Source organism: Vibrio sp. HB236076 (assembly GCF_040957575.1).
Taxonomy (GTDB): domain Bacteria; phylum Pseudomonadota; class Gammaproteobacteria; order Enterobacterales; family Vibrionaceae; genus Vibrio.
In genome coordinates, this window is sequence record NZ_CP162602.1 from 408,794 (window position 1) to 428,102 (window position 19,309).

General features: G+C 45.4%; 19 protein-coding genes. 10 read left to right on the forward strand and 9 right to left on the reverse strand.

Annotation, left to right across the window (positions count from 1 at the left end; all coding sequences use genetic code 11):
* Positions 1–29: 29 nt before the first annotated feature.
* Complete coding sequence (locus AB0763_RS15090; RefSeq protein ID WP_306099267.1) at positions 30–1,841, forward strand: MOSC N-terminal beta barrel domain-containing protein; 1,812 nt, start codon at positions 30–32, stop codon at positions 1,839–1,841.
* Positions 1,842–1,909: 68 nt separating this feature from the next.
* Here AB0763_RS15090 and nadE read toward each other — a convergent pair whose 3' ends face one another.
* Positions 1,910–2,737 (reverse strand): ammonia-dependent NAD(+) synthetase, encoded by an 828-nt coding sequence (nadE, locus tag AB0763_RS15095; RefSeq protein ID WP_306099268.1) that lies wholly within the window; start codon positions 2,735–2,737, stop codon positions 1,910–1,912.
* A 95-nt stretch (positions 2,738–2,832) separates the two neighbouring features.
* Here nadE and AB0763_RS15100 point away from each other — a divergent pair, with 95 nt between their 5' ends.
* Both AB0763_RS15100 and AB0763_RS15105 read left to right on the forward strand, forming a co-directional pair.
* Positions 2,833–3,348, forward strand: coding sequence for a nicotinate-nicotinamide nucleotide adenylyltransferase (locus AB0763_RS15100; RefSeq protein WP_306099269.1), 516 nt, complete (start codon positions 2,833–2,835; stop codon positions 3,346–3,348).
* 24 nt (positions 3,349–3,372) lie between these two features.
* The gene (locus AB0763_RS15105) at positions 3,373–3,849 is read left to right on the forward strand and encodes a hypothetical protein (RefSeq protein WP_306099270.1); all 477 of its coding nucleotides are present in this window, start codon (positions 3,373–3,375) and stop codon (positions 3,847–3,849) included.
* Between the two features lie 55 nt (positions 3,850–3,904).
* Here the strand turns inward: AB0763_RS15105 and AB0763_RS15110 are convergent, their stop codons facing one another.
* Positions 3,905–4,582 (reverse strand): AraC family ligand binding domain-containing protein, encoded by a 678-nt coding sequence (locus AB0763_RS15110; protein ID WP_306099271.1) that lies wholly within the window; start codon positions 4,580–4,582, stop codon positions 3,905–3,907.
* Positions 4,583–4,941: 359 nt separating this feature from the next.
* Here AB0763_RS15110 and AB0763_RS15115 point away from each other — a divergent pair, with 359 nt between their 5' ends.
* Positions 4,942–6,057 (forward strand): 1-acyl-sn-glycerol-3-phosphate acyltransferase, encoded by a 1,116-nt coding sequence (locus AB0763_RS15115; protein WP_306099272.1) that lies wholly within the window; start codon positions 4,942–4,944, stop codon positions 6,055–6,057.
* A gap of 86 nt (positions 6,058–6,143) precedes the next feature.
* On the opposite strand, the gene AB0763_RS15120 is transcribed toward AB0763_RS15115, so the two are convergent.
* Positions 6,144–6,665, reverse strand: coding sequence for a hypothetical protein (locus tag AB0763_RS15120; protein ID WP_368644268.1), 522 nt, complete (start codon positions 6,663–6,665; stop codon positions 6,144–6,146).
* Between the two features lie 238 nt (positions 6,666–6,903).
* Positions 6,904–7,203, reverse strand: a complete 300-nt coding sequence (locus AB0763_RS15125; protein ID WP_306099274.1) for a DUF406 family protein — start codon at positions 7,201–7,203, stop codon at positions 6,904–6,906.
* A 403-nt stretch (positions 7,204–7,606) separates the two neighbouring features.
* Between AB0763_RS15125 and AB0763_RS15130 the strand changes: the two genes are divergently transcribed.
* The gene (locus AB0763_RS15130) at positions 7,607–8,068 is read left to right on the forward strand and encodes a TetR/AcrR family transcriptional regulator (RefSeq protein WP_306099275.1); all 462 of its coding nucleotides are present in this window, start codon (positions 7,607–7,609) and stop codon (positions 8,066–8,068) included.
* On the opposite strand, the gene AB0763_RS15135 is transcribed toward AB0763_RS15130, so the two are convergent.
* Entirely contained in the window at positions 8,065–8,973 is a 909-nt protein-coding gene (locus tag AB0763_RS15135) for a chemotaxis protein (protein ID WP_306099276.1), read from the reverse strand. The genes AB0763_RS15130 and AB0763_RS15135 overlap by 4 nt on opposite strands.
* A gap of 133 nt (positions 8,974–9,106) precedes the next feature.
* Here AB0763_RS15135 and ppiC point away from each other — a divergent pair, with 133 nt between their 5' ends.
* Positions 9,107–9,385, forward strand: coding sequence for a peptidylprolyl isomerase PpiC (ppiC, locus tag AB0763_RS15140; RefSeq protein WP_306099277.1), 279 nt, complete (start codon positions 9,107–9,109; stop codon positions 9,383–9,385).
* Positions 9,386–9,477: 92 nt separating this feature from the next.
* Complete coding sequence (locus tag AB0763_RS15145; protein ID WP_306099278.1) at positions 9,478–10,851, forward strand: alpha-amylase family protein; 1,374 nt, start codon at positions 9,478–9,480, stop codon at positions 10,849–10,851.
* Between the two features lie 40 nt (positions 10,852–10,891).
* Here AB0763_RS15145 and AB0763_RS15150 read toward each other — a convergent pair whose 3' ends face one another.
* Positions 10,892–12,268: a YjiH family protein gene (locus AB0763_RS15150; protein WP_306099279.1), complete on the reverse strand. Its 1,377-nt coding sequence runs from the start codon at positions 12,266–12,268 to the stop codon at positions 10,892–10,894.
* Positions 12,269–12,652: 384 nt separating this feature from the next.
* On the opposite strand from AB0763_RS15150, the gene AB0763_RS15155 reads away from it, so the two are divergent.
* Positions 12,653–13,924, forward strand: coding sequence for a peptidoglycan DD-metalloendopeptidase family protein (locus tag AB0763_RS15155; protein ID WP_306099377.1), 1,272 nt, complete (start codon positions 12,653–12,655; stop codon positions 13,922–13,924).
* 82 nt (positions 13,925–14,006) lie between these two features.
* Complete coding sequence (locus AB0763_RS15160) at positions 14,007–14,369, forward strand: hypothetical protein (RefSeq protein WP_306099280.1); 363 nt, start codon at positions 14,007–14,009, stop codon at positions 14,367–14,369.
* On the opposite strand, the gene AB0763_RS15165 is transcribed toward AB0763_RS15160, so the two are convergent.
* Together AB0763_RS15165 and AB0763_RS15170 are read right to left on the reverse strand one after the other, a co-directional pair.
* Positions 14,366–14,983 (reverse strand): glutaredoxin domain-containing protein, encoded by a 618-nt coding sequence (locus AB0763_RS15165; protein WP_306099281.1) that lies wholly within the window; start codon positions 14,981–14,983, stop codon positions 14,366–14,368. The two genes, AB0763_RS15160 and AB0763_RS15165, sit on opposite strands and share 4 nt — an antisense overlap.
* A 436-nt stretch (positions 14,984–15,419) precedes the next feature.
* On the reverse strand, positions 15,420–16,346 hold the full coding sequence (locus AB0763_RS15170; RefSeq protein ID WP_306099282.1) for a porin: 927 nt from the start codon (positions 16,344–16,346) through the stop codon (positions 15,420–15,422).
* 370 nt (positions 16,347–16,716) lie between these two features.
* Between AB0763_RS15170 and AB0763_RS15175 the strand changes: the two genes are divergently transcribed.
* Positions 16,717–17,334: a fumarylacetoacetate hydrolase family protein gene (locus AB0763_RS15175; RefSeq protein ID WP_306099283.1), complete on the forward strand. Its 618-nt coding sequence runs from the start codon at positions 16,717–16,719 to the stop codon at positions 17,332–17,334.
* A 72-nt stretch (positions 17,335–17,406) separates the two neighbouring features.
* Here AB0763_RS15175 and AB0763_RS15180 read toward each other — a convergent pair whose 3' ends face one another.
* Positions 17,407–19,113 carry a phospho-sugar mutase gene (locus tag AB0763_RS15180; protein ID WP_306099284.1) on the reverse strand — a complete coding sequence of 569 codons (1,707 nt, stop codon included), beginning with the start codon at positions 19,111–19,113 and terminating at the stop codon, positions 17,407–17,409.
* Positions 19,114–19,309 lie beyond the last annotated feature (196 nt).

Here is a 19,309-nt window from a genome sequence, read left to right on the forward strand (position 1 = left end):
TCACCCCACGTTTTTGAATAAGGAATCTCATGTCACTGCCTAGGTTGAGTAATATCATTGTCTATCCCATTAAATCGACGTCAGGAGTTCGCCAATCGCGCTCTTGGGTTGAAAAGCAAGGTTTAGCTTTTGATCGCCGATTTATGTTGGCCACCGCGGATGGAAAAATGGTGACTGCTCGAGTTTACCCTGAATTGGTGTCGGTCAACGCGGTTATTGTCGCCGATGGATTGATTGTCTCAGCCGATGATAGACCGGCATTAACGCTTAACTTTGATGAGTTTGTGCCTGACTTACATACGGTCACCGTGTGGAGCGATACTTTTGAAGCGCATCGAACAACACCACAAGCGGATCAATGGTTTTCTGACTTATTGGGCCAAGAGGTGTATTTACTCTTTACTGGCCGAGTGTCGAAACGAATTCGGCCTAAATTGGGTCATGCTGTGAGTTTTGCCGATGGTTACCCCTTGTTATTGATAGGGGAAGCCTCATTAAATGAGCTCAATGAGCGCAGCAGTGAAATACATCAAATGGCGCAGTTTCGGCCGAATCTAGTGGTGAAGACGACCGAGGCTTTTGTCGAAGACCGTTGGAAAACTGTGCAAATTGGCGACGTACTATTTGACGTGGTCAAGCCGTGTGAACGTTGTATCTTAACCACCGTTGATGTTGATAAAGCGGCGTTTAAACCCTCAAAAGAGCCGTTAAAAACATTGTCACAATTTCGATTATCCGCAAAAGGGGGGGTGTTTTTTGGTCAAAACCTCGTTGCTAAAAATGAAGGTATGATTCAAGAAGGGGATGAGGTCAAAGTCCTTGAATGGCAAACACCAGAACCCTATCAAGATCTGCAGCAGAAACCCTTGACCTTAACTTGTGAGGACACTTATCCCTTAACACACGATATGATGAGTTTTGATTTTTCATTACCCGAAAACACCAATTGGTCTTATCAAGCGGGTCAACATGTCGCGATTGAGGTGATGATTGATGGTGAGCGCCACCGTCGTCATTACAGTTTGTCTGGTGAGCCTGACTTAAACCACGGTGTGCAAATTACAGTCAAAAAACAAGATGATGGCCTGGTGTCGCGTTATCTTCACGAGCACTTTTCACCAGGCCAGTCGATAAAAGTATGGCCTCCACAAGGTGAGTTTATACTGCCAAAATCAGTGACTAAGCCGTTATTATTCTTATCAGCGGGCAGCGGTATTACGCCAATGATGCCGATGTTATTTCAGCTTTTTGAGCAAGGGTATTCATCTCCAGTGCACTTTATCCATCAGTGTCGAGATGAACAAGATATGGTGTGGCGCAATCGACTGGCCTTATTAGAGCAAGTGTGGCCAAGCCTGACGGTGGAATATATTTTGTCTCAGCCATCGTCATCATGGCGTGGTCAACACGGGCGCTTGGCACTGGCTCACCTAAGTGGGATACCGGCCATCGATGAGTATGGTGTTTATCTCTGCGGCCCGGCGGGCTTTCGTCAAGTCAGCCGACGTTTTCTCGAAGCGTTAGGCGTGCGTGACATACAAGAGGAGCAGTTTGGCTACCAAGCGCAGCAAGCGCCATTAAAAGAGTTTGAACTCACGTGTGAGGGCAAGCGTTATACCATCGATAATCAAACGTCATTACTCGCCCAAGCTGAAAAAATGGGATTGCCCATTGCCAGCAGTTGTCGGGCTGGGTTTTGTGGCAGTTGTAAAGTTAAACTCAAGTCAGGGAAAGTCATTCAACCTGACTCGCTATTGGGTTTAACGACGTTACAACGTCTGCAGGGGTTTGTGTTAGCGTGTAGCTGTATTGCCGACAGTGATATTGAAATCGAGCGTTGAACCTGCTGATAACGCGAATAAAGCGTATGCATGTAAAAAGCCGGTGTCGTAGCACCGGCTGTACAGCTTTAGTCGTAAATGGTTGGGATAGGTTGACGCTTGTGCTGTGTTTTGGTGTAAATGTCAATTAAACGAGCGGCAACGGCTTCACTGACAGGCTTGCCTTCGAGGAAATCGTCGATTTGATCATAAGTCAGATTGAGTGCGGCTTCATCGGCTTTTTGTGGTGTGAGATCTTCGAGATCGGCGGTCGGTGTTTTCTTAACTAGGACTTCAGGAGCACCAAGCTCGGCAGCCACTTGGCGAACTTGGCGTTTGCTCAACCCAAATAGAGGTGCGAGATCGCAAGCGCCATCGCCAAACTTGGTATAAAACCCAGTGATGTTCTCAGCAGAATGATCCGTGCCTAGTACTAAGCCGCCGACCAGACCAGCGATTTCATATTGGGCCACCATACGAGCGCGTGCTTTGACATTGCCTTTTACAAAATCCAATTTTGCTGGATCGGCCGGTAATAAAGGCGTACCTTGCAGGGCCAATTGGGCGCTTTGGTGAAGCCCATCGACACCAGGCTTAATATTGACAGCGACTGAATGAGAAGGCTGAATGAAGTTCAAAGCCAGTTGCGCTTCATCTTCGTCCTTTTGTTCACCGTAAGGTAAGCGTACCGCGATAAATTGATAACCACCATCAGTCTCTTGGTTGAGTTCATCGACCGCAAGTTGTGCTAGTCGGCCGCAGGTGGTTGAGTCAATCCCACCGCTAATGCCAAGAATGACCGATTTGCAACCTGCAGCCTTTAGCGTTTTCTTTATGAAAGCGACGCGGCGCTCTATTTCGAAGTTAGCATCAATTGAGGGTAAAACACGCATCTCATCGCGAATTTCTTGTTCCATTCTACATTCCTTTTTCTGCAAGCATGGTTAATCTGATAGTATCATACCTCAATAATATCACTAGAAAACTTCCTTGAAAGGGGAAAGCAAATAAGATGGAAAAAATCGCTGTATTTGGGAGTGCATTTAACCCGCCGTCACTAGGACATAAAGATGTCATTGAATCGTTAAGCCATTTTGATCGCGTGCTTCTTGAGCCTAGCATTGCGCACGCTTGGGGCAAGGAGATGCTTGACTATGCTACACGTTGCACTTTGGTTGAGGCGTTTATGTCGGATCTCAACCTGAGCAATATTGACTGTTTGCGACTAGAGTCAGAGCTTTACCAAGACTCTGAAACTGTGACTACTTTCCAATTGTTAGAGAAAATTCAAGATTTGTATCCCAATGCCGATATTACTTTCGTGATTGGTCCCGATAATTTGTTAAAGTTTGGCCAGTTTTATCGCGCAAACGATATTTTGGCGCGTTGGTCTGTACTGGCTTGCCCAGAGCGTGTGTCGATAAGAAGCACCGTGATTCGTCAGAGGCTCGCGTCAGGGCAATCAATTGATCAATTGACCACACCAACGGTGGCAGAGATGATTGAGCAACAACAACTCTTTCTTTAGTTTTCATTATTTAGGTTTCGTGTTATGCATAAAATCATTCATATCATTTTCCTCGCGGCTTTGGTCGTATCAGGATGGAATGTCGCTTCGGCGAGTTGTGTAGCCGAGCCTTCTCTTGTGATTGATCAAAATAAATATCAACAAGAATGGTGCAACACCCTCAATTACAATATCGGGATTGTCGCTGACGTCGCCTTGCCTTGGTTGGAAAGTGACAAAGAAAATGACTACTGGTCATCTTGGTGGATGAATGAAGATCAGGCGCCGATTATTAGTCAGAGTATTGACGACAATTACCTTGGCTTAGGGTTATGGGTCCCTGATGAATTCAAGGAAATGGAAAGTGAAATGACCACCACAGAGTGGTTGATGAACCAGGGCTTACAATTGAGTTTAGGCCTAGGTGATCGCAACGCCGGAGATGCCCGGTGGCGCTTGGATTACCGTTGGCATCAAGAAGCCTTAAAAGACATTCAATTACAAGTTGAGTGGCCGTTTTAGCCACTGTCCTATCTCATGCTCACTAGTGGCCTTCTCAAGAATCCCCCTTCGGTATTTAGTCAAACCAAGGGCTCAGAATCTCTTGTAAACTTTGTGCATGTTCAGGGAAGAGCGCGCCTTTGATCTGCGATTCTTTAAGACCTGACAGTTGCTGGCGTTTTGCTTCTCGTACACGTACTGCCAGCAATAGCCTCTCCACACCGTCTTTATCGCTGATCTCTGTTGGCCAGTATGGTTCTGTGTCCGAAGATAACTCAACTGACGAAGACGGAGCAAGGTGCTGCCAGTTTTGTATTATTGTACTCAAGGCGGTGCTGTTAAGTTGCGGGCAAAACAATGTGGCTTCGTTTTTAATGACGTTGAGAAGGTCATTGAACGCCGTGTCCCGGTGAGCATCATCAAAGCGCTGTTGTAATTGTTGCGCTCTGTCTAATAGGGCAGACAATAAAGGTGAGGGAGTGAAAAAACCGGCTTGCTGAGGAAAAGCGTCGAGCAAACGCACGGAAAAGCTCACTTGATGCAATTGCGTATTCGGTAGCAGGGTAACGCTGTGTAAACACGATTGTGGTACCCAAAAAGCTTGTCCTGGTTCAATGGCATAGTCTAAACGCCCGATCCGGATCAGTACTAAGCCCGACATCGGCAAAAACAGCTGGTGTTTCAGTGCCGGCTTTCTTGGCGAAATATGGAGACGAGTTGGCGTGTGGTATTGATATTCTATGGCAATGTTCATAAGGCAGACCTTGAAAAGAGTGCGCTAGAGTAACGTGTTGTCAATGGCTTGCCAAGAGGTAAAAGGCAACAATGTCATTGATGATAGGCCGGTTGATGCTCGCTGATACGCGTTGTTGATGCGCACTGAACACGCCCTTACACACACGGTCTGTCATGAATTTACCTTGCGACCAATATTCCCCCTAGGTCAAAGCCCTCTCATAAACCGGTTTGACTCGAGTATTGCAGGTGAAAGGTATTGACATGTTATCGAATACCTTCAGAATATGGCTCCAATTTAATGCCAACCCTTGAAAATAAAGCTTGTGAATGCATGGTTTGATATGTATTGATGGGCAATGAGCATCGCGAAAAACTATGACCAACATGACAGACCCCTTTGCAGATATTCGTCCTTACAACGATGATGAAATTCCTGCTGCCATTGATCGTTTGATCAATGATGACGATTTCTTACGCGCCATTATCGATCACCGTTATCAGCAAAAGTCGCTGTGGTTTCGTCGTTGTATTGTGCCTGTATTGCGTTTGTATCTTAAAATGAAATGGCGAAAGTTAGACTCGGTGGCCGTCATTCAGCACGAAGTAAAAAAGTTTCTCGAGCATACCCTTGAGCAAACCACCGACGGTGTTGAATACCGAGGTTTGGAAAAATTGGACAAAGAACAATCGTATTTGTTTATTTCCAACCATCGTGACATTGCCATGGATCCTGCGTTAGTCAACTATGGCTTGCACACGCATCAGCACCAAACCGTTCGTATTGCCATTGGCGATAACCTTTTGAAAATGCCTTGTGCAACGGAGCTTATGAAGCTCAATAAGAGCTTTATTGTAAAACGCTCACTTAAAGCGCCGAGAGAAATGATGAAGGCATTAGCCCAACTCTCCGGGTACATCAAGCATTCTTTAGAAACCAATAACTCTATTTGGATTGCACAAAAAGAAGGGCGAGCAAAAGATGGCAATGACTTTACCGATCCGGCCATTTTGAAAATGTTCCACGTTGAGGGTCGCAAGCGCAAACAGTCCTTTGCTGACTACATGAAACAGCTCAACATTGTCCCGGTTTCGATTTCTTATGAAAACGACCCGTGTGATTTATCCAAGGCCAACGAATTGTATGCCAAATCCGAGCTCGGCAATTACGAAAAAAGCGAGTTTGAAGATATCGAGAGCATTATCAAAGGTATCACAGGCTACAAGGGGAAAGTTGTGGTGTCATTTGGTGATGTGATTGAGCAAGACTTTGAAACGCCAGAAGCGTTAGCGGCGGAAATCGATCGTCAAATTCATCTCAATTATCACTTGTTCCCGATTAATTTATTGGCTTCTGGGCAAGAAACCGATGCGATCAGCCAAGAAACTTGTCAACGCTTTGCCGATAAGCTCAAAGCTTTGCCAGAAGGTGCTCAGCGCTATCTCGTCGCCAGTTACGCCAACCCAGTAAACAACACCAGCCTCGACAAATAGGGTTTAGCCAAGCGCAATAAATACCGGTTTACTGCGCTTGGTAACACCTGTGACCCCCGTTAACCATAGCTTGCAAACCACGTAGATTAAGGGGCGACAGCACCACCTAATGTGAGTGCGGTTGGCCAAGTAGTAATGCGATTACCCCCCAAGTAAATATTGCCATCCACGGTCATGGTATTGGGAAAAGTTGTCAACCGCGATCCCCCAATGTATAAGTTGCCCATCACGTGAAGGCCTTCAGGCAAGGTTTCAATTCGACTCCCTACTAAACTTAAATCCCCTTTGACCACCCAACGGTTTGGCAGCGATTCGATAGGGGTGTGCGAGAGATTGATATAGCCTCCCACGTTCACCCCCATTGGCCAGGTTGCGATCTGAGTATAACTGAGATCAGCAAAACCTTTAATAACGGTTCCAGGGGCGAGTCGGCTTAAGGCGCTGTGCGACGCGATTAAATGCCCGTCGATACTGAGCCCTTCAGGAATACGTTGAATGTTCGTTCGAGAGATGTTGAGATTGCCTTGCAGAGTCAGGCCACTTGGCAGCTGGGAAAAGGCTTTTTGGGTCAAATTTAAATTGCCATAGTTATCGAGAAAATTGAGCACGTCATTGTGCTCAAGCGTTATTGCTTGAGCACAAAAAGTAAGTAGAGGTAAACACAAGTATCGAAGCAAGATGAACGACCACAGCAAAACATGACAATACTACTTTACTGTAAATTCAAGTCGGTCACTAGCGATAACCCATCATTATCCATGATGAAGGTAAAATCCATAAAGAACGCTTACTTTATCCGACGATATAACGACAACGCTATACAGAGTATTGAGGGTGGCGAATCGGTTACCCCTGCTGAGGAAACTGTCGTATTTTAAGCTCAAAGATGAGCTTTTCTACACTGACCGGAAACACAAAGTGCAAAGTGGCTTTGTTGTTGTACGTGGTACTGAGATCAATGTTTATCCCTACTTCAGAGTTGATGGATTGCGCGAGCTGACGGTACACCTCAATCTTATCGTTTAAAGCCATCTGAGTCGCAGACTCAAGGTTAACACTGACGGACTCATCGCCTTCGCGGATTATGTAACCAATTTCACCAGCACAGCCACAGGCTTCACAAACGTTATTACATTCATTGCTCATTGTTAGTTATCTCCAAATGGGGCTATAGAGCAATAGTAGTGAAATACTGAACCGACGTTATGATTTAAATCAAAAAACAAACAGAATGCGATTCTGTTTGCTGTGACCTAGGCAGCATTTTCATTGCCTTTTAATTGATTTAAATAACAATACAGTATGTGATCCCATTCATGATTTTATATTAAAAACTTAAGTTATTACGGCATTTTTCGCTTTGTACTTGCAGCTGGAAAAAAATTATAAGACCATTAATTGTCTGATTAACAAGGATTTTAACGAGATGTTGTCCGGTACAGCTCTGGTTGATTTATCAGATCATTCTGCTGAGTTCTCAATGGTTTTATTTCATTGAGCTTGGTATGGCTAACTGTGCAAGACTTCACTGTTCGGAAATGTTGATAATATGCCCAAACGCAGTAAACAAGAAACCAATGAAACGATCAATACCATTAAAAGCGCGGTGTTCGACCAATTGTTAACATTGGGGTATGAAGAGATGTCCTACACGTCTTTAAGTCAGCAAACGGGTATTTCTCGCACGGGGATCTGTCATCACTTTCCTAAAAAAATCCACTTTACTGAAGGCGTAGAAGCAATACTCATGGAGCGGCTACTGTCGCATCTCGACAGCCAATCTGGGGTGGAAGCCTTTGAGCGAAGTTGGATGTCTGCGCTCAAAGTGAGAGAGTTTACCATCATCTTACAGACGGTATTTTATCACTTGTTTGCCAAGCAAGGATCCAAGTGTTTTGCTGCTAAGTGCATTGATTATTTGTTGGTGCAAATAAAAGCTCGCTTGTCTTTGCAAAGTGACCAACGAATTAATGCGTTATTAGGCCAGTCGATCATTGACTTATGCCGTTAGACAGCGGCATTTTTTTCTAAGTACTTTGCACCAGTAATGATGGCATCTATCAGTTCGTTGGCATTAAATTTTTCTAATGCTCGATGTGCGCCGACCTGCTGAGCTCTTTCTACTGAAATCTCACTCGATAACGAGGTGTGTAAAATGCGATACGCTTTGTTGAGTCTGGGATCGTTTTGGACCGAAAAGACCAGTTCATAGCCATCCATTTCTGGCATTTCAATATCACTGACCAAAATATCGATGGCTCGGTCTGCATTGGCGGCATGATTCATCGCGACTAGCGCTTCTTTGCCGTTAGTACACAGCGTGTATTCGACATTTAATTTATCTAAGGCATCACAGAGCTGTCTTCTCGCAATGGAAGAGTCGTCTACAAGTAATAAGTTTAATTTTTGTAATTGTTGCTGTTCTTTAACAGCAATGGCACTGACCTCGGCTTGCTTTAAGTTGGGTGAGATGCGATCGAGCAATCGTTCAACATCGAGAAGCTGCACCAAGGATTGATCGTGCCGTGTGACACCAGTAACAAAGGTATTCGAACCCAGTGTGTGCGGCGGCGGCTCAATTTTACTCCAATCACATTCAATAATACGGTCGACGCGATTGACCAAAAAGCCCACCACCATTTTAAGACAATCGGTAATGATCAGCTGACAATTGGGGTATTGCTCTTGACTCAATGGCCGAAAGCCTATCGCTGCGGCGGTATCAATGATCGGTACTTTGCGATTGCGGATGTATGAGGTACCGATCACGTGATTTGGTGATCCCGGTACTTGTGTTAATTTTGGCAGCGGTAGCACTTCTTGAACCTTTAGCGTACCAATGGCAAACGTTTGTCGATTGGTTAATTGAAAGGTCAACAAACCTTGAGTTACTGCGGCGCGTTGCGAGTTATTCATTGGTTATCCTAGCTTTGGGATAATGATTCACTGAACTAAGCATAGTGGTATAATAGGTAAATTGCTTTATCACAATCATTTTTCGTGATTTGTGATACTTATACTACACGAAATTTACCTTTAGAGGCGTATTATGGCTCAAAGTGCAGCAGCTTTACACATATTGGTTAAACACAAAGAGTTAGCCGAAGATCTGATCTTACAACTTAAAAAAGGGGCAAAGTTTCAAACTCTAGCTAAAAAACATTCCACTTGTCCGTCGGGCAAACGCGGTGGGGATTTAGGTGAATTTCGCCGTGGGCAAATGGTGCCTCAATTTGATAAAGCCTGTTTTCAAGGTGAAATTCTCACGCCTCAATTGGTAAAAACTAAGTTTGGCTGGCATGTGGTTAAAGTGCTCTACCGGACTTAAGCTATAATCAATGACAACGCCAATGATGTTACTTGATCAGAAAAATAGCTAGGCATTGAAATCGTTAAGCACAGAGGGTGAAGGAAAGAATCATGGATGATGTTGTTCAGCCTACCGATGCAATATTGCATGCCTTTGATTGGCCGTATACCGAAGTGGCAAAGTGCGCAAAGACCATAGCACAACTTGGGTTTGCCTCGGTGTTAGTATCACCGCCAATGCGCTCGGAGCACACAAGCGATGGTACGCCATGGTGGCAAAGGTACCAACCTCAAGACTATCGTCTCATCGATAATCAGTTGGGCAACACCGACGACTTTGTCGCCATGACTCACGCGCTGGCAAAAGAAAATTTACGTTTGTATGTCGATGTGGTGTTCAATCACATGGCCAATGAATCTTCTCTTCGCGATGATTTGCAATACCCCAGTGAGTCATTGCTCAAGCAGTACCGCAACAATGAAGCTCAAACAAGCCAATGGCGGTTGTTTGGCGACTTGAGCTTACCCCTATTTGAACAAGGTGATTTTGAACGGCCATTTGCGATCAAAAACTGGCGCAATCGCACCCAGGTGCAAAAAGGGCGTATTTCTGGTGGTCAGTCCGACCCAGGGTTGCCGACATTAAAGCCAACACCTCGAGTGATTGAGGCCCAACGTGCTTATATCAAAGCCATTAAGCAGCTTGGCGCGGTGGGGTTTCGTATTGATGCGGCCAAACACCTCTCCCTGGAACACTTAAAAGCCGTATGGGACAAAGAACTTTGCCAAGATTGCCATGTCTTTGGCGAAATCATTACCGATGGCGGTGCAACGCAACAAGAGTACGAATTGTTCCTCGCCCCTTATTTAGCCGATACCGCGTTAGATGCTTATGACTTTCCCTTGTTTCATACCTTGCGCTCGGCGTTATCTTCTGAGGGAGACTTACAAACGCTCATCGACCCTTATTGTTTTGGTCAGGCTTTATCACCACAACGTGCCGTGACGTTCATCATCACTCATGATATTCCCAATAATGATGTGTTTTTGCCCTTGTTAGTTGATGAAACCAGCGAGTGGTTGGGTTACGCCTACTTGCTCTGCCGAGATGGCGGGGTACCGTTAATTTATGCAGAGCACCGCCTAAGTGGCATAGAAGATAGCGATGTTCACCTTCGGTGGCAAACGCTTTGGCAGTCGGCCCAAATGTCGTCATTATTGTCTTTTCACAACCACATGCATGGGTTTGAGATGCGTATTGACTCGGCGCAAAAAGAGTTACTTATTTTTACTCGTTATCACCCAGATTTAGGCCCTAAAGGCTGGGTGGTGATAAACAAAGCGCCTCATTCGATATCGGTGAGCTTACCGGATTGGTTGGGCGAGCAGGCGAGATGCCTTTGGCCTGAGGACTGTGCTCAAGGTTTGTCACAGCGTCAGTTGACCGTGGCAGAAAAAAGCTATTCACTTTGGGTTCTGGATTGAGAAAACGGACGGCGCAGGGTAAGCGCCGTCACAGAGAAGGTTAAAACAAAGCGTGCGCGACTAGGCTAATGATGGGTAACGTGATCAAGGTGCGCAAAATAAAAATGGCGAACAGCTCGATGATGTTGACAGGGATTTTACTGCCCAACAGCAAAGCGCCGACTTCAGACATATAGATAAGCTGAGTGACAGACATAGCAGCAATAACAAAGCGAGTCATGTCACTGTCTATGGGCGCAGCTAAAATAGAAGGAATAAACATGTCCGCAAAACCTACGACCATGGTTTGCGACGCTTGTAGGGCATCAGGAATACCGAGCAGCTCTAAGTAAGGGATAAAAGGCTGGCCTAAAAGCGAAAATAGCGGCGTGTACTCAGCCAAGATCAGTGCAATCGTCCCCATCCCCATCACGACAGGCAATACGCCAAACACCATATCAATGGCATTTTTAAGTCCTTCTTTGAGCATATCTTGTGGTGAAGCCACAGAATCAGCTTTACTCAGCGCCAGCGATAAGCCCCAAGAAAATCGAGAATGGCCATTGGGGACGACATCATCTTGAACGCAAGCCGGAGTGCCATCAATAAAATGATCTTTTTTCCAGCAAAGCGGTGGCAAGCGGGGAATGATGATGGCGCAAACGATACCAGCTAGGCAAATGGCGCCGTAAAATGGCAAGAATAAGTGTTCGAGTTTTACCTGGGCGATCACCACCAAACTAAACGTAATCGACACGGCTGAAAACGTCGTACCGACGACGGCCGCTTCACGTTGAGTATAAAACTTACCTTCGTATTGTTTACTGGTTAACAGAATACCGACGCTGCCATCGCCAAGCCAAGAGGCAATGCAGTCAATGGCGCTGCGGCCGGGCAAATTGAACACAGGGCGCATGATCTTACTGAGCAAAGCACCAAATAACTCTAACAAACCAAAGTTGAGCAGCAATGGTAAACACAAGCCTGCAAAAATAAAGACAGAAAACAGTGTCGGCATTAAATCATGCAAAACCAATCCACCGGTATTGGCTTGCCAAATCGCTTCTGGTCCGAGTTCAAAGTAGGTACAAAAAATCGCAATCCCCCCAAACAGGCGAACGCACAGCCAGGTTGTGGTGACGTTCAATAAACTGTGAATAAAAGATGCAGAGGGAATTTTTTTGTTATTCCAAAGTCTATAGACAACAGAGAGTATTGCCATCGCGACAACAATAGCGGTGATCAAAGCAACCAGGCGATCGCCAAACCATGCAGGGATCAGTTTGGCAAGGATAGCGACTGGGATCGTCAATCCGTCATCCGTCTGAATGGGCGCCATAAAGAGCAAAACACCAATTAATGACGGGATGAAAAAAGTCCAAAACGATTTTAATTTGAAGATAGTCCCTATCTGTTGCGTCTGGTTGCTGTGTTTCATAATCAGTACTCATAAAGTAAACCCGGTATTTAGGGTTTAACTGATAGTTAAGTCAAAGTGCAATTTTAAGGGGCGAGAGATTAACGGTTTCAAGTCGCCATTGCAATACTATTCACTTACTATCATTAGATATTCAAACGGGTTGTTGTGCAACCTGTGGCTTTTATCTTCCCTTGTGTGCTAGGACACTCCGAAACACAAGTTAAAGTATCACTCACATCCATAGTCACTCAATGAGACATAGTGGCGGTGAGATGGTTATTTTTGCAAAATATCGGTAGAATGTGCGGCAATGATGACTTTATTGGTGCAAATTGCGCTCATTTTTCCACTGTATATAGAGAAGAGTAAATCACAGTGTCTTTTCAATTTAGTAATAAGGCCATAAAGCAAACACTGAGCCAAAAAAAATTCTGGGCGATCAGTTTGCCCATCGTGGCTTTTTGGGGCTTTAGTCAAAGTATTATCGGTCCACAGTTATCGAGAACCATCGACCTTAATTTAACCACTGAGAGCGTGAGCACTCAATGGCAACAAGAACAACAAGAGGTGGAACAACTGATCCCGCCTAACTATGAGTATCAAATTCAGCAAGGTGATAACCTAAGCTCGATTTTCAATCAGTTGGGCTTTCGCTACAGTGAAATGATGAAAGTCATGGAAACCGACTTAAACTATTTGGTGCTCGATACTTTAAAGCCCGGTGACATCCTGCGATTTTGGCGTGATGAAACCACGGGAAACTTGGCCAAAATGGAGCTAGTATTTAACGTTGCCGATAAAGCCGTGTACACGTTACAAAGCGATGGCAGTTACACGTACCAAGATATTTCTCTGCCGGGTCAATGGCAGCATCAAGCCGTTGTCGGCAGTATTAGTGGCAGCTTTTCCGGTTCGGCTTATAAATTGGGGCTGAGCAGTAATGAAATTTATCAAGTCGTGACGTTATTAAAAGATAAACTCAATTTTTCAAAAGATTTACGCGCTGGCGATAAATTTGAAATCGTGAGAAAAAATCAAACGATCAAAGGGGAAGCAACTGGTAAAACTGAGCTTGAAGCGATCCGCATTTACAATCGTGGTAAAGTGATTTCGGCCTATTTGAACGCCGATGGCCAATTTTACGATGCCAATGGGGAAAGTTTGCAAAGGGCTTTTGTGCGCTATCCAGTCCACAATCGCCCAAGAATCAGCTCAGGCTTCAACCCCAATAGACGCCATCCCGTCACAGGGCGTATTTCGCCTCATAACGGTACGGATTTCGCTGTGCCGACAGGGACACCTGTGTATTCAACTGGGGACGGCCGTGTTGTCATGATCAGACACCACCCTTATGCGGGTAATTACGTGGTGATTGAGCACAGTAACAAATACAAAACGCGTTATTTACACCTTAGTAAAATATTGGTGAAAAAAGGGCAAAAAATAACACGTGGGCAAAAGATAGCACTGTCCGGTTCTACTGGGCGTGTGACCGGGCCGCATCTTCACTATGAGTTGTTGGTCTACAATCGCCCGGTTAACGCCATGACGGCCAAAATTCCGATGGCAAGCTCTGTGCCTAAGAAAGAGCGCAAAGCGTTTGATGCACAGCGTGATAAAATGAATAACTTGATCGCTTTACAAGAGAAAAAGCAGTTAAACAACCCAAGCTAACTGGCTAATCTAAAGCGATAAGAGTAATCCACAAGCACATAACTGAATGGTTATGTGCTTGTTTTATAAGTAGAGGAAAATCATGAATACGTTTCTTTCAGACAATGAATTTCAACAGCTAGTCGTCGCTTGCGTTGAACAAGGTACGCTACCCAAAGCACTTGAATGGCTTAAAGCGTGCGAGAATACAGACATTTCCAGTGCGGCGTCAGCCCTTAGTGGGCACTTTGCGTTGGCAGAAGTCGAAGGGCAACAGCGTATTTACCACGTGTTTACCGACGAAGATGATCAAGGTGAAGAGCAAGAATACCTTGATCACATCATGAATGAAGGGGACGATGTTGTTCAATTTGTGGCGTGGTTCTTTTATTCTCAATTTGATATTAAAGACAAAGACACCTACCAAGCGGCCGGCAAACCTTACAGCAAACCCAAGCGAAATTAACCACTGACGGCGCTTTTGTGGTTAAAATCCAAAACATTATCGGCGGTGATCTGATTGTCAATGATGTAAGTTTGTAACTCTTGGTAACCCCCTATGTATTGCCCATTTAACCATATCTGAGGCATGGTCACTGGGCTTTTTAAACCGATGTGGGCTTTGACATTTGGGATCATAAAATACAAGGCGGCGCTGTCTTTGACAACGTTGTGGTTGGTGTACTCAATGCCGGTGTCGTCCAGTAATTGTTTAGCCTGCTTGCAATAGCGGCAGTTATCTTTGCTATAAATAACGTTGCCTTGGGGGGATTGCTGTTGAGCCCAAACCCCGATGATATGTTGGATTAACGCGGCTCTGTTTAGGGCTTCACCTTGGCTTATAACTTTGTTACCCAATAAAACGATAGGCGCGTGGAGTCCGCCTTTGGGCAACACTTTCCACCAATTGGGTAACCAATCTTTTACCTCAAGTTCGATCGGCACTTGGCTCAGTTCGTTATCCATGACATCTTTAATGATATCTAAGGTTAAAGTGCATTCGCCACAAGGGATATTGACTTTAAATGGTCCCCATTGACCGGCCCAGCGATATAAGGTGAGTTTAATTGGTGTCATCATTGAAGTCCTCGAAAGAAAAAGTACCAAGTAACGGGTAACGAGTATGGTTTGGTTTCTATTCATTATAGACCCAAGCACAGGTGATTTTCTTTCAGGCATCGTGAGCGTTATTGGTTTGTGACTTGAGTTAGAAAAGGACAAAAAAAAGCCTCCAAATATGGAGGCAAACTGCCGATTCAAAGAATTCCCACCGCGGGAGAATTGAATGGTAATTAAGAACGAGAAGCACAAACGCTGCCAAGCATTTGCTAAGTATAATAAAGCAATCAGCGTGCCAATTATATAAGTTACTGATAATTGGGAACTTTGTTTTTTTTGATGGATATTTTCGTTCAATGGCACGTGTTTTTGCACTGAATTAGTGAACCTTGCTCATTGATGGGGAATAAAAAAACCAGCCCGAGGGCTGGTTAAAGGCAGTTGATTGGCTATCCATTTAGAAATCGTAACGAATACCCGCTTGAAGCTCGTCATCGCTGTCATCGATTTGTTGGAATTTGTAACCGGCGTAAGTACGGATGTGACCGTTAAACTTGTAGACCGCTTCGAGAGTGAACTCATCGACAATATCACCAGCATCGTCGTACTCACCCTTGTTGTAAACCGCAAGTAAGCTCAATTCTTTACTGGCTTTCATTTTCGCAGAAAGCTCGATGCCATCGTAGTCGTCGTCACCTACTTCCGCCATGGTGTAAAGCGCGCCTAGCGTGAACATATCAAGGCTAAGTTCGCCGGCGAAATTGATTTGGTTGTCGTCATCGTCACCATTTTCTTGAGAAACGTAACCCGCGCCGACAGAGAACATGTCTGCTGAGTAAAGCGCTGCTAAACCAAAGCTGTCCGCATCTTGCTCATCCGCCGCGATGTAGTTCATTTGCAATTTAACTGCGTCAAATTTACCAGAGTATAGGAAGTTATTGGTGCGCTTGTCTTTGTTGCCATCAACAGCATCAGCCGCTTCGCCACCAAAGGTAGCAAGGGTGTCTGTGAAATCGGTTAGCATGACTTGTGCGCTGTCTTGTTTACCGTAAGAAAACTCGCCAAACTCGGTGCCAATACCGGCAAAAACGTAACGGTTGTTGACTTCATCATCCGTATCAAATTCGGTTTCGTACTTACCAAAACCATACAATGAATCCGTAACCTGAGTTTTTCCTTTGATGTTGACACGCGCACGAGATTTATCTTCGAATGAGCTCGTACCGTCGGCATCTGATTCATTGTTGTCAGAAATGTTGAAACGCGCTTCTGCACGGCCGCCAATCTTGAGTGACGTACCTTCTTTGTCATAGACAGTGGCTGCGAGTGTCGAGCCAGAAACCAATGCGGATAGGATTGCAGTTGCGATCGCTGCTTTTTTCATGATTTTCTTACCTTATTTGAATAATGAGCTTACGTGCTCGTTGCCGTTTGCGAGTAAGGTACGATTTAAAAATGAAAGAGAGATGGATAATTGATGACAGTTATATTTTTATTTTATGACCTAGCCATGACACAGGTTTAAAATTGCATTTAAATTCATTGGTTTATTTTAATTGCTTTGAAAGTGTGTGAGAAAAAGTACGATGACCGTTTTTGCCTTTGGAACTTTTTCAGCCATGTTAGTGTCGATGTAAAGCGTATTCGCGGTGGCCGTTGTTGAGTTTGTGTATAGCACAACAGACGACAGGATAAGTTTCTGTTAGGCTACATTTCTCATTCATACGGTTTAGTGCAGCGATTAAGGACAAGCAATGCAAACAATTACCTGCTCACGAGGTGAGTTGAGCCCGTCAAAAGTGGTCTGTGTCGGACGTAATTACGTTGAGCACATTCGCGAGTTAAATAACGAAACCCCCAATGAAATGGTGGTATTCCATAAATCCAACAGTGCCATTAGTGCGCATTTACACAGCCGCCACCTCGATGAACCTCTACATTACGAAGCCGAATTGTGCTTTTTGGTTGAACGGGGCCAGTTTGTCAGTGTGGCGGTAGGCTTGGACTTGACCAAGAGAGAGACGCAATCACGTTTGAAAGGGAAGGGGTTACCTTGGGAAAAAGCGAAGAGTTTCCATGCGTCTGCGTTGTTCAGTCGCTTTGTTGACCTCGGCGACATGCCGATTGAGCAGTTAAAGTTGGAGTTGTTGATCAACAGCGTGCGCGTACAAGCGGGTGGGGTAAGTGAAATGATCCACAAGCCCGAACAAATTTTAACTCAAATATTGGCCTATACCGATCTAGAAGATGGCGATATTGTTATGACAGGCACACCAAAAGGCGTGGGAGTGGTAGAACAAGGCGATGTATTTCTCGCACGGCTTAAAAACGCCGATACCATCATCACTGAAATTCAGTGGGTTGCACAATAAAAAAAGCAAGGTGTTGAATAAACGGCCGAGTGATAACCCTTTATCACTCGGCCGCTGATTTATCGTACTCAGTTAGGCAATGGTGCTTTGGTGCGTGGCAATGAGATCTGCCATGCGTTGTTTGGCGTGTTCATAAGCCTGTTGAACATCTTGGCCGTCTTGAACGTCTTGAATCACTTCATAGTAGCATTTGAGCTTGGGCTCAGTACCCGAAGGGCGAACCACCACGCGAGATTGGTCAGCGAGGTGATAGATTAAGACATCACTGCTTGGCAAATCAATCTCAGAGGTCTGCCCCTCTTTGGTAGTGCGCACACCGAGTTTAAAGTCCTCGACTGCAGACACATTCTGTCCACCAATGTTGGCTGGCGGATTGGCGCGCAAGCTATCGCCGATTGGCGGCTGGTTGGGATCTAGTGCGATGCTTCGCTGAGCATTGAGATACACGCCGTGCTCTTGGTAGAGAGAATTTAATTTGTCCCATACCGTTAGGCCTTGCGCTTTGAGCTGTGCGGTGAGTTGGCTAAAGGCAACTAAAGCGCTCAAGCCATCTTTATCCCACACCGTGCTGCCGATGGTGTAACCCAAGGCTTCTTCGTAGGCGAAAGCAAAAGGCTTCTCTTGGCTTTGCTTTTCCATCGCGACATTAGTCAGCCACTTAAATCCTGTTAGGGTTTGATAGTATTCGGCATTGTGTTGCTGTGCGATCGCAGAGAGTAAGCGCGAAGAGACAATGGTATTGCCAACCAAGACCGTCTTATCTTTAGACTGACTGAGCACAAAATCACCTAATAATGCCCCGACTTGATCACCGGTTAACATGGTGTATTGACCATCCGCTTGTTTAGCGGCCACCGCAAAGCGATCGGCATCAGGGTCATTGGCACAGGCGATGTCGGCCCCTTTCACTTTGGCTAGTGCGATCACGCGATCCATTGCGCCGTCTTCTTCTGGGTTGGGGAAATTGACGGTTGGGAAGGTGCCATCGGGTTCGCGTTGTGATGCTTCGCTAAATACCTGTGTAAAGCCGGCATCGTTGAGCAATGCCTCAGCCATTTGTGCGCCCACCCCGTGCATGGCGGTATAAGCAATGATTACTTGACCGGCGCTATTAGCGTGTGGCGTTAACAGAGGCTGTTGATTAATGGCAGTGCGATAGGTTTGGTAATAATCGTCTTCAAGCCAAACGAGTAAACCTTGTTGCTCAGCTTGCTCTAGCGGCATAACGTTGAGGGGCTCGGTGGTGGCTTTCTCTATCTCAGCCGCAATGCCTTGGTCGTGTGGCGCGATGATTTGCGCGCCATTTTGCCAGTACACCTTAAAGCCATTGTACTCAGGCGGGTTATGACTGGCGGTGACCACAACACCGGCAACGGTATTGAGATGACGGATGCCAAAGGCAACAATAGGGGTGGCGGCGACTTGATAGGTCAAATATACCTTAATGCCGAGAGCACACAACACGCCCGCGGTATCTTGGGCAAATTGTTGAGAGTCTGGACGGCCATCATAACCTATCACTACACCACGACTTGTGGCATCGTCATGTTGTGATAGTAAATATTGACCTAGACCCGTTGCGGTTTCTTGGATAACTAGGCGATTCATTCGATTGGGGCCTGCCCCCACTTTGCCGCGCAGGCCTGCTGTTCCAAATTCTAAGCGGCCGCGAAAGCGGTCGTTAAGCTCAGTTTGGTTGTTTTCTTGCAGCAACTGCTCTAGTTGTTGTTGAGTACGAGGGTCGGGATCTCGTGCTAGCCAGGTTTGAATATCGGTCATGTTATACCTAAGTCATTTATCCACATAGACTGTCAATGTAATGGAATTGAGATCATATTTCCAAGAGAGCAATCGATAAACTGACATTTAACCTAGCCTGACGATGAGGCGGTGAGGTCGCTTATCACCGGGCTGTAAAAAAGTGCAACAACATAGCCGATTGAGCTTTTTTAACCAGCAGTCTGTTGCCCTGTAT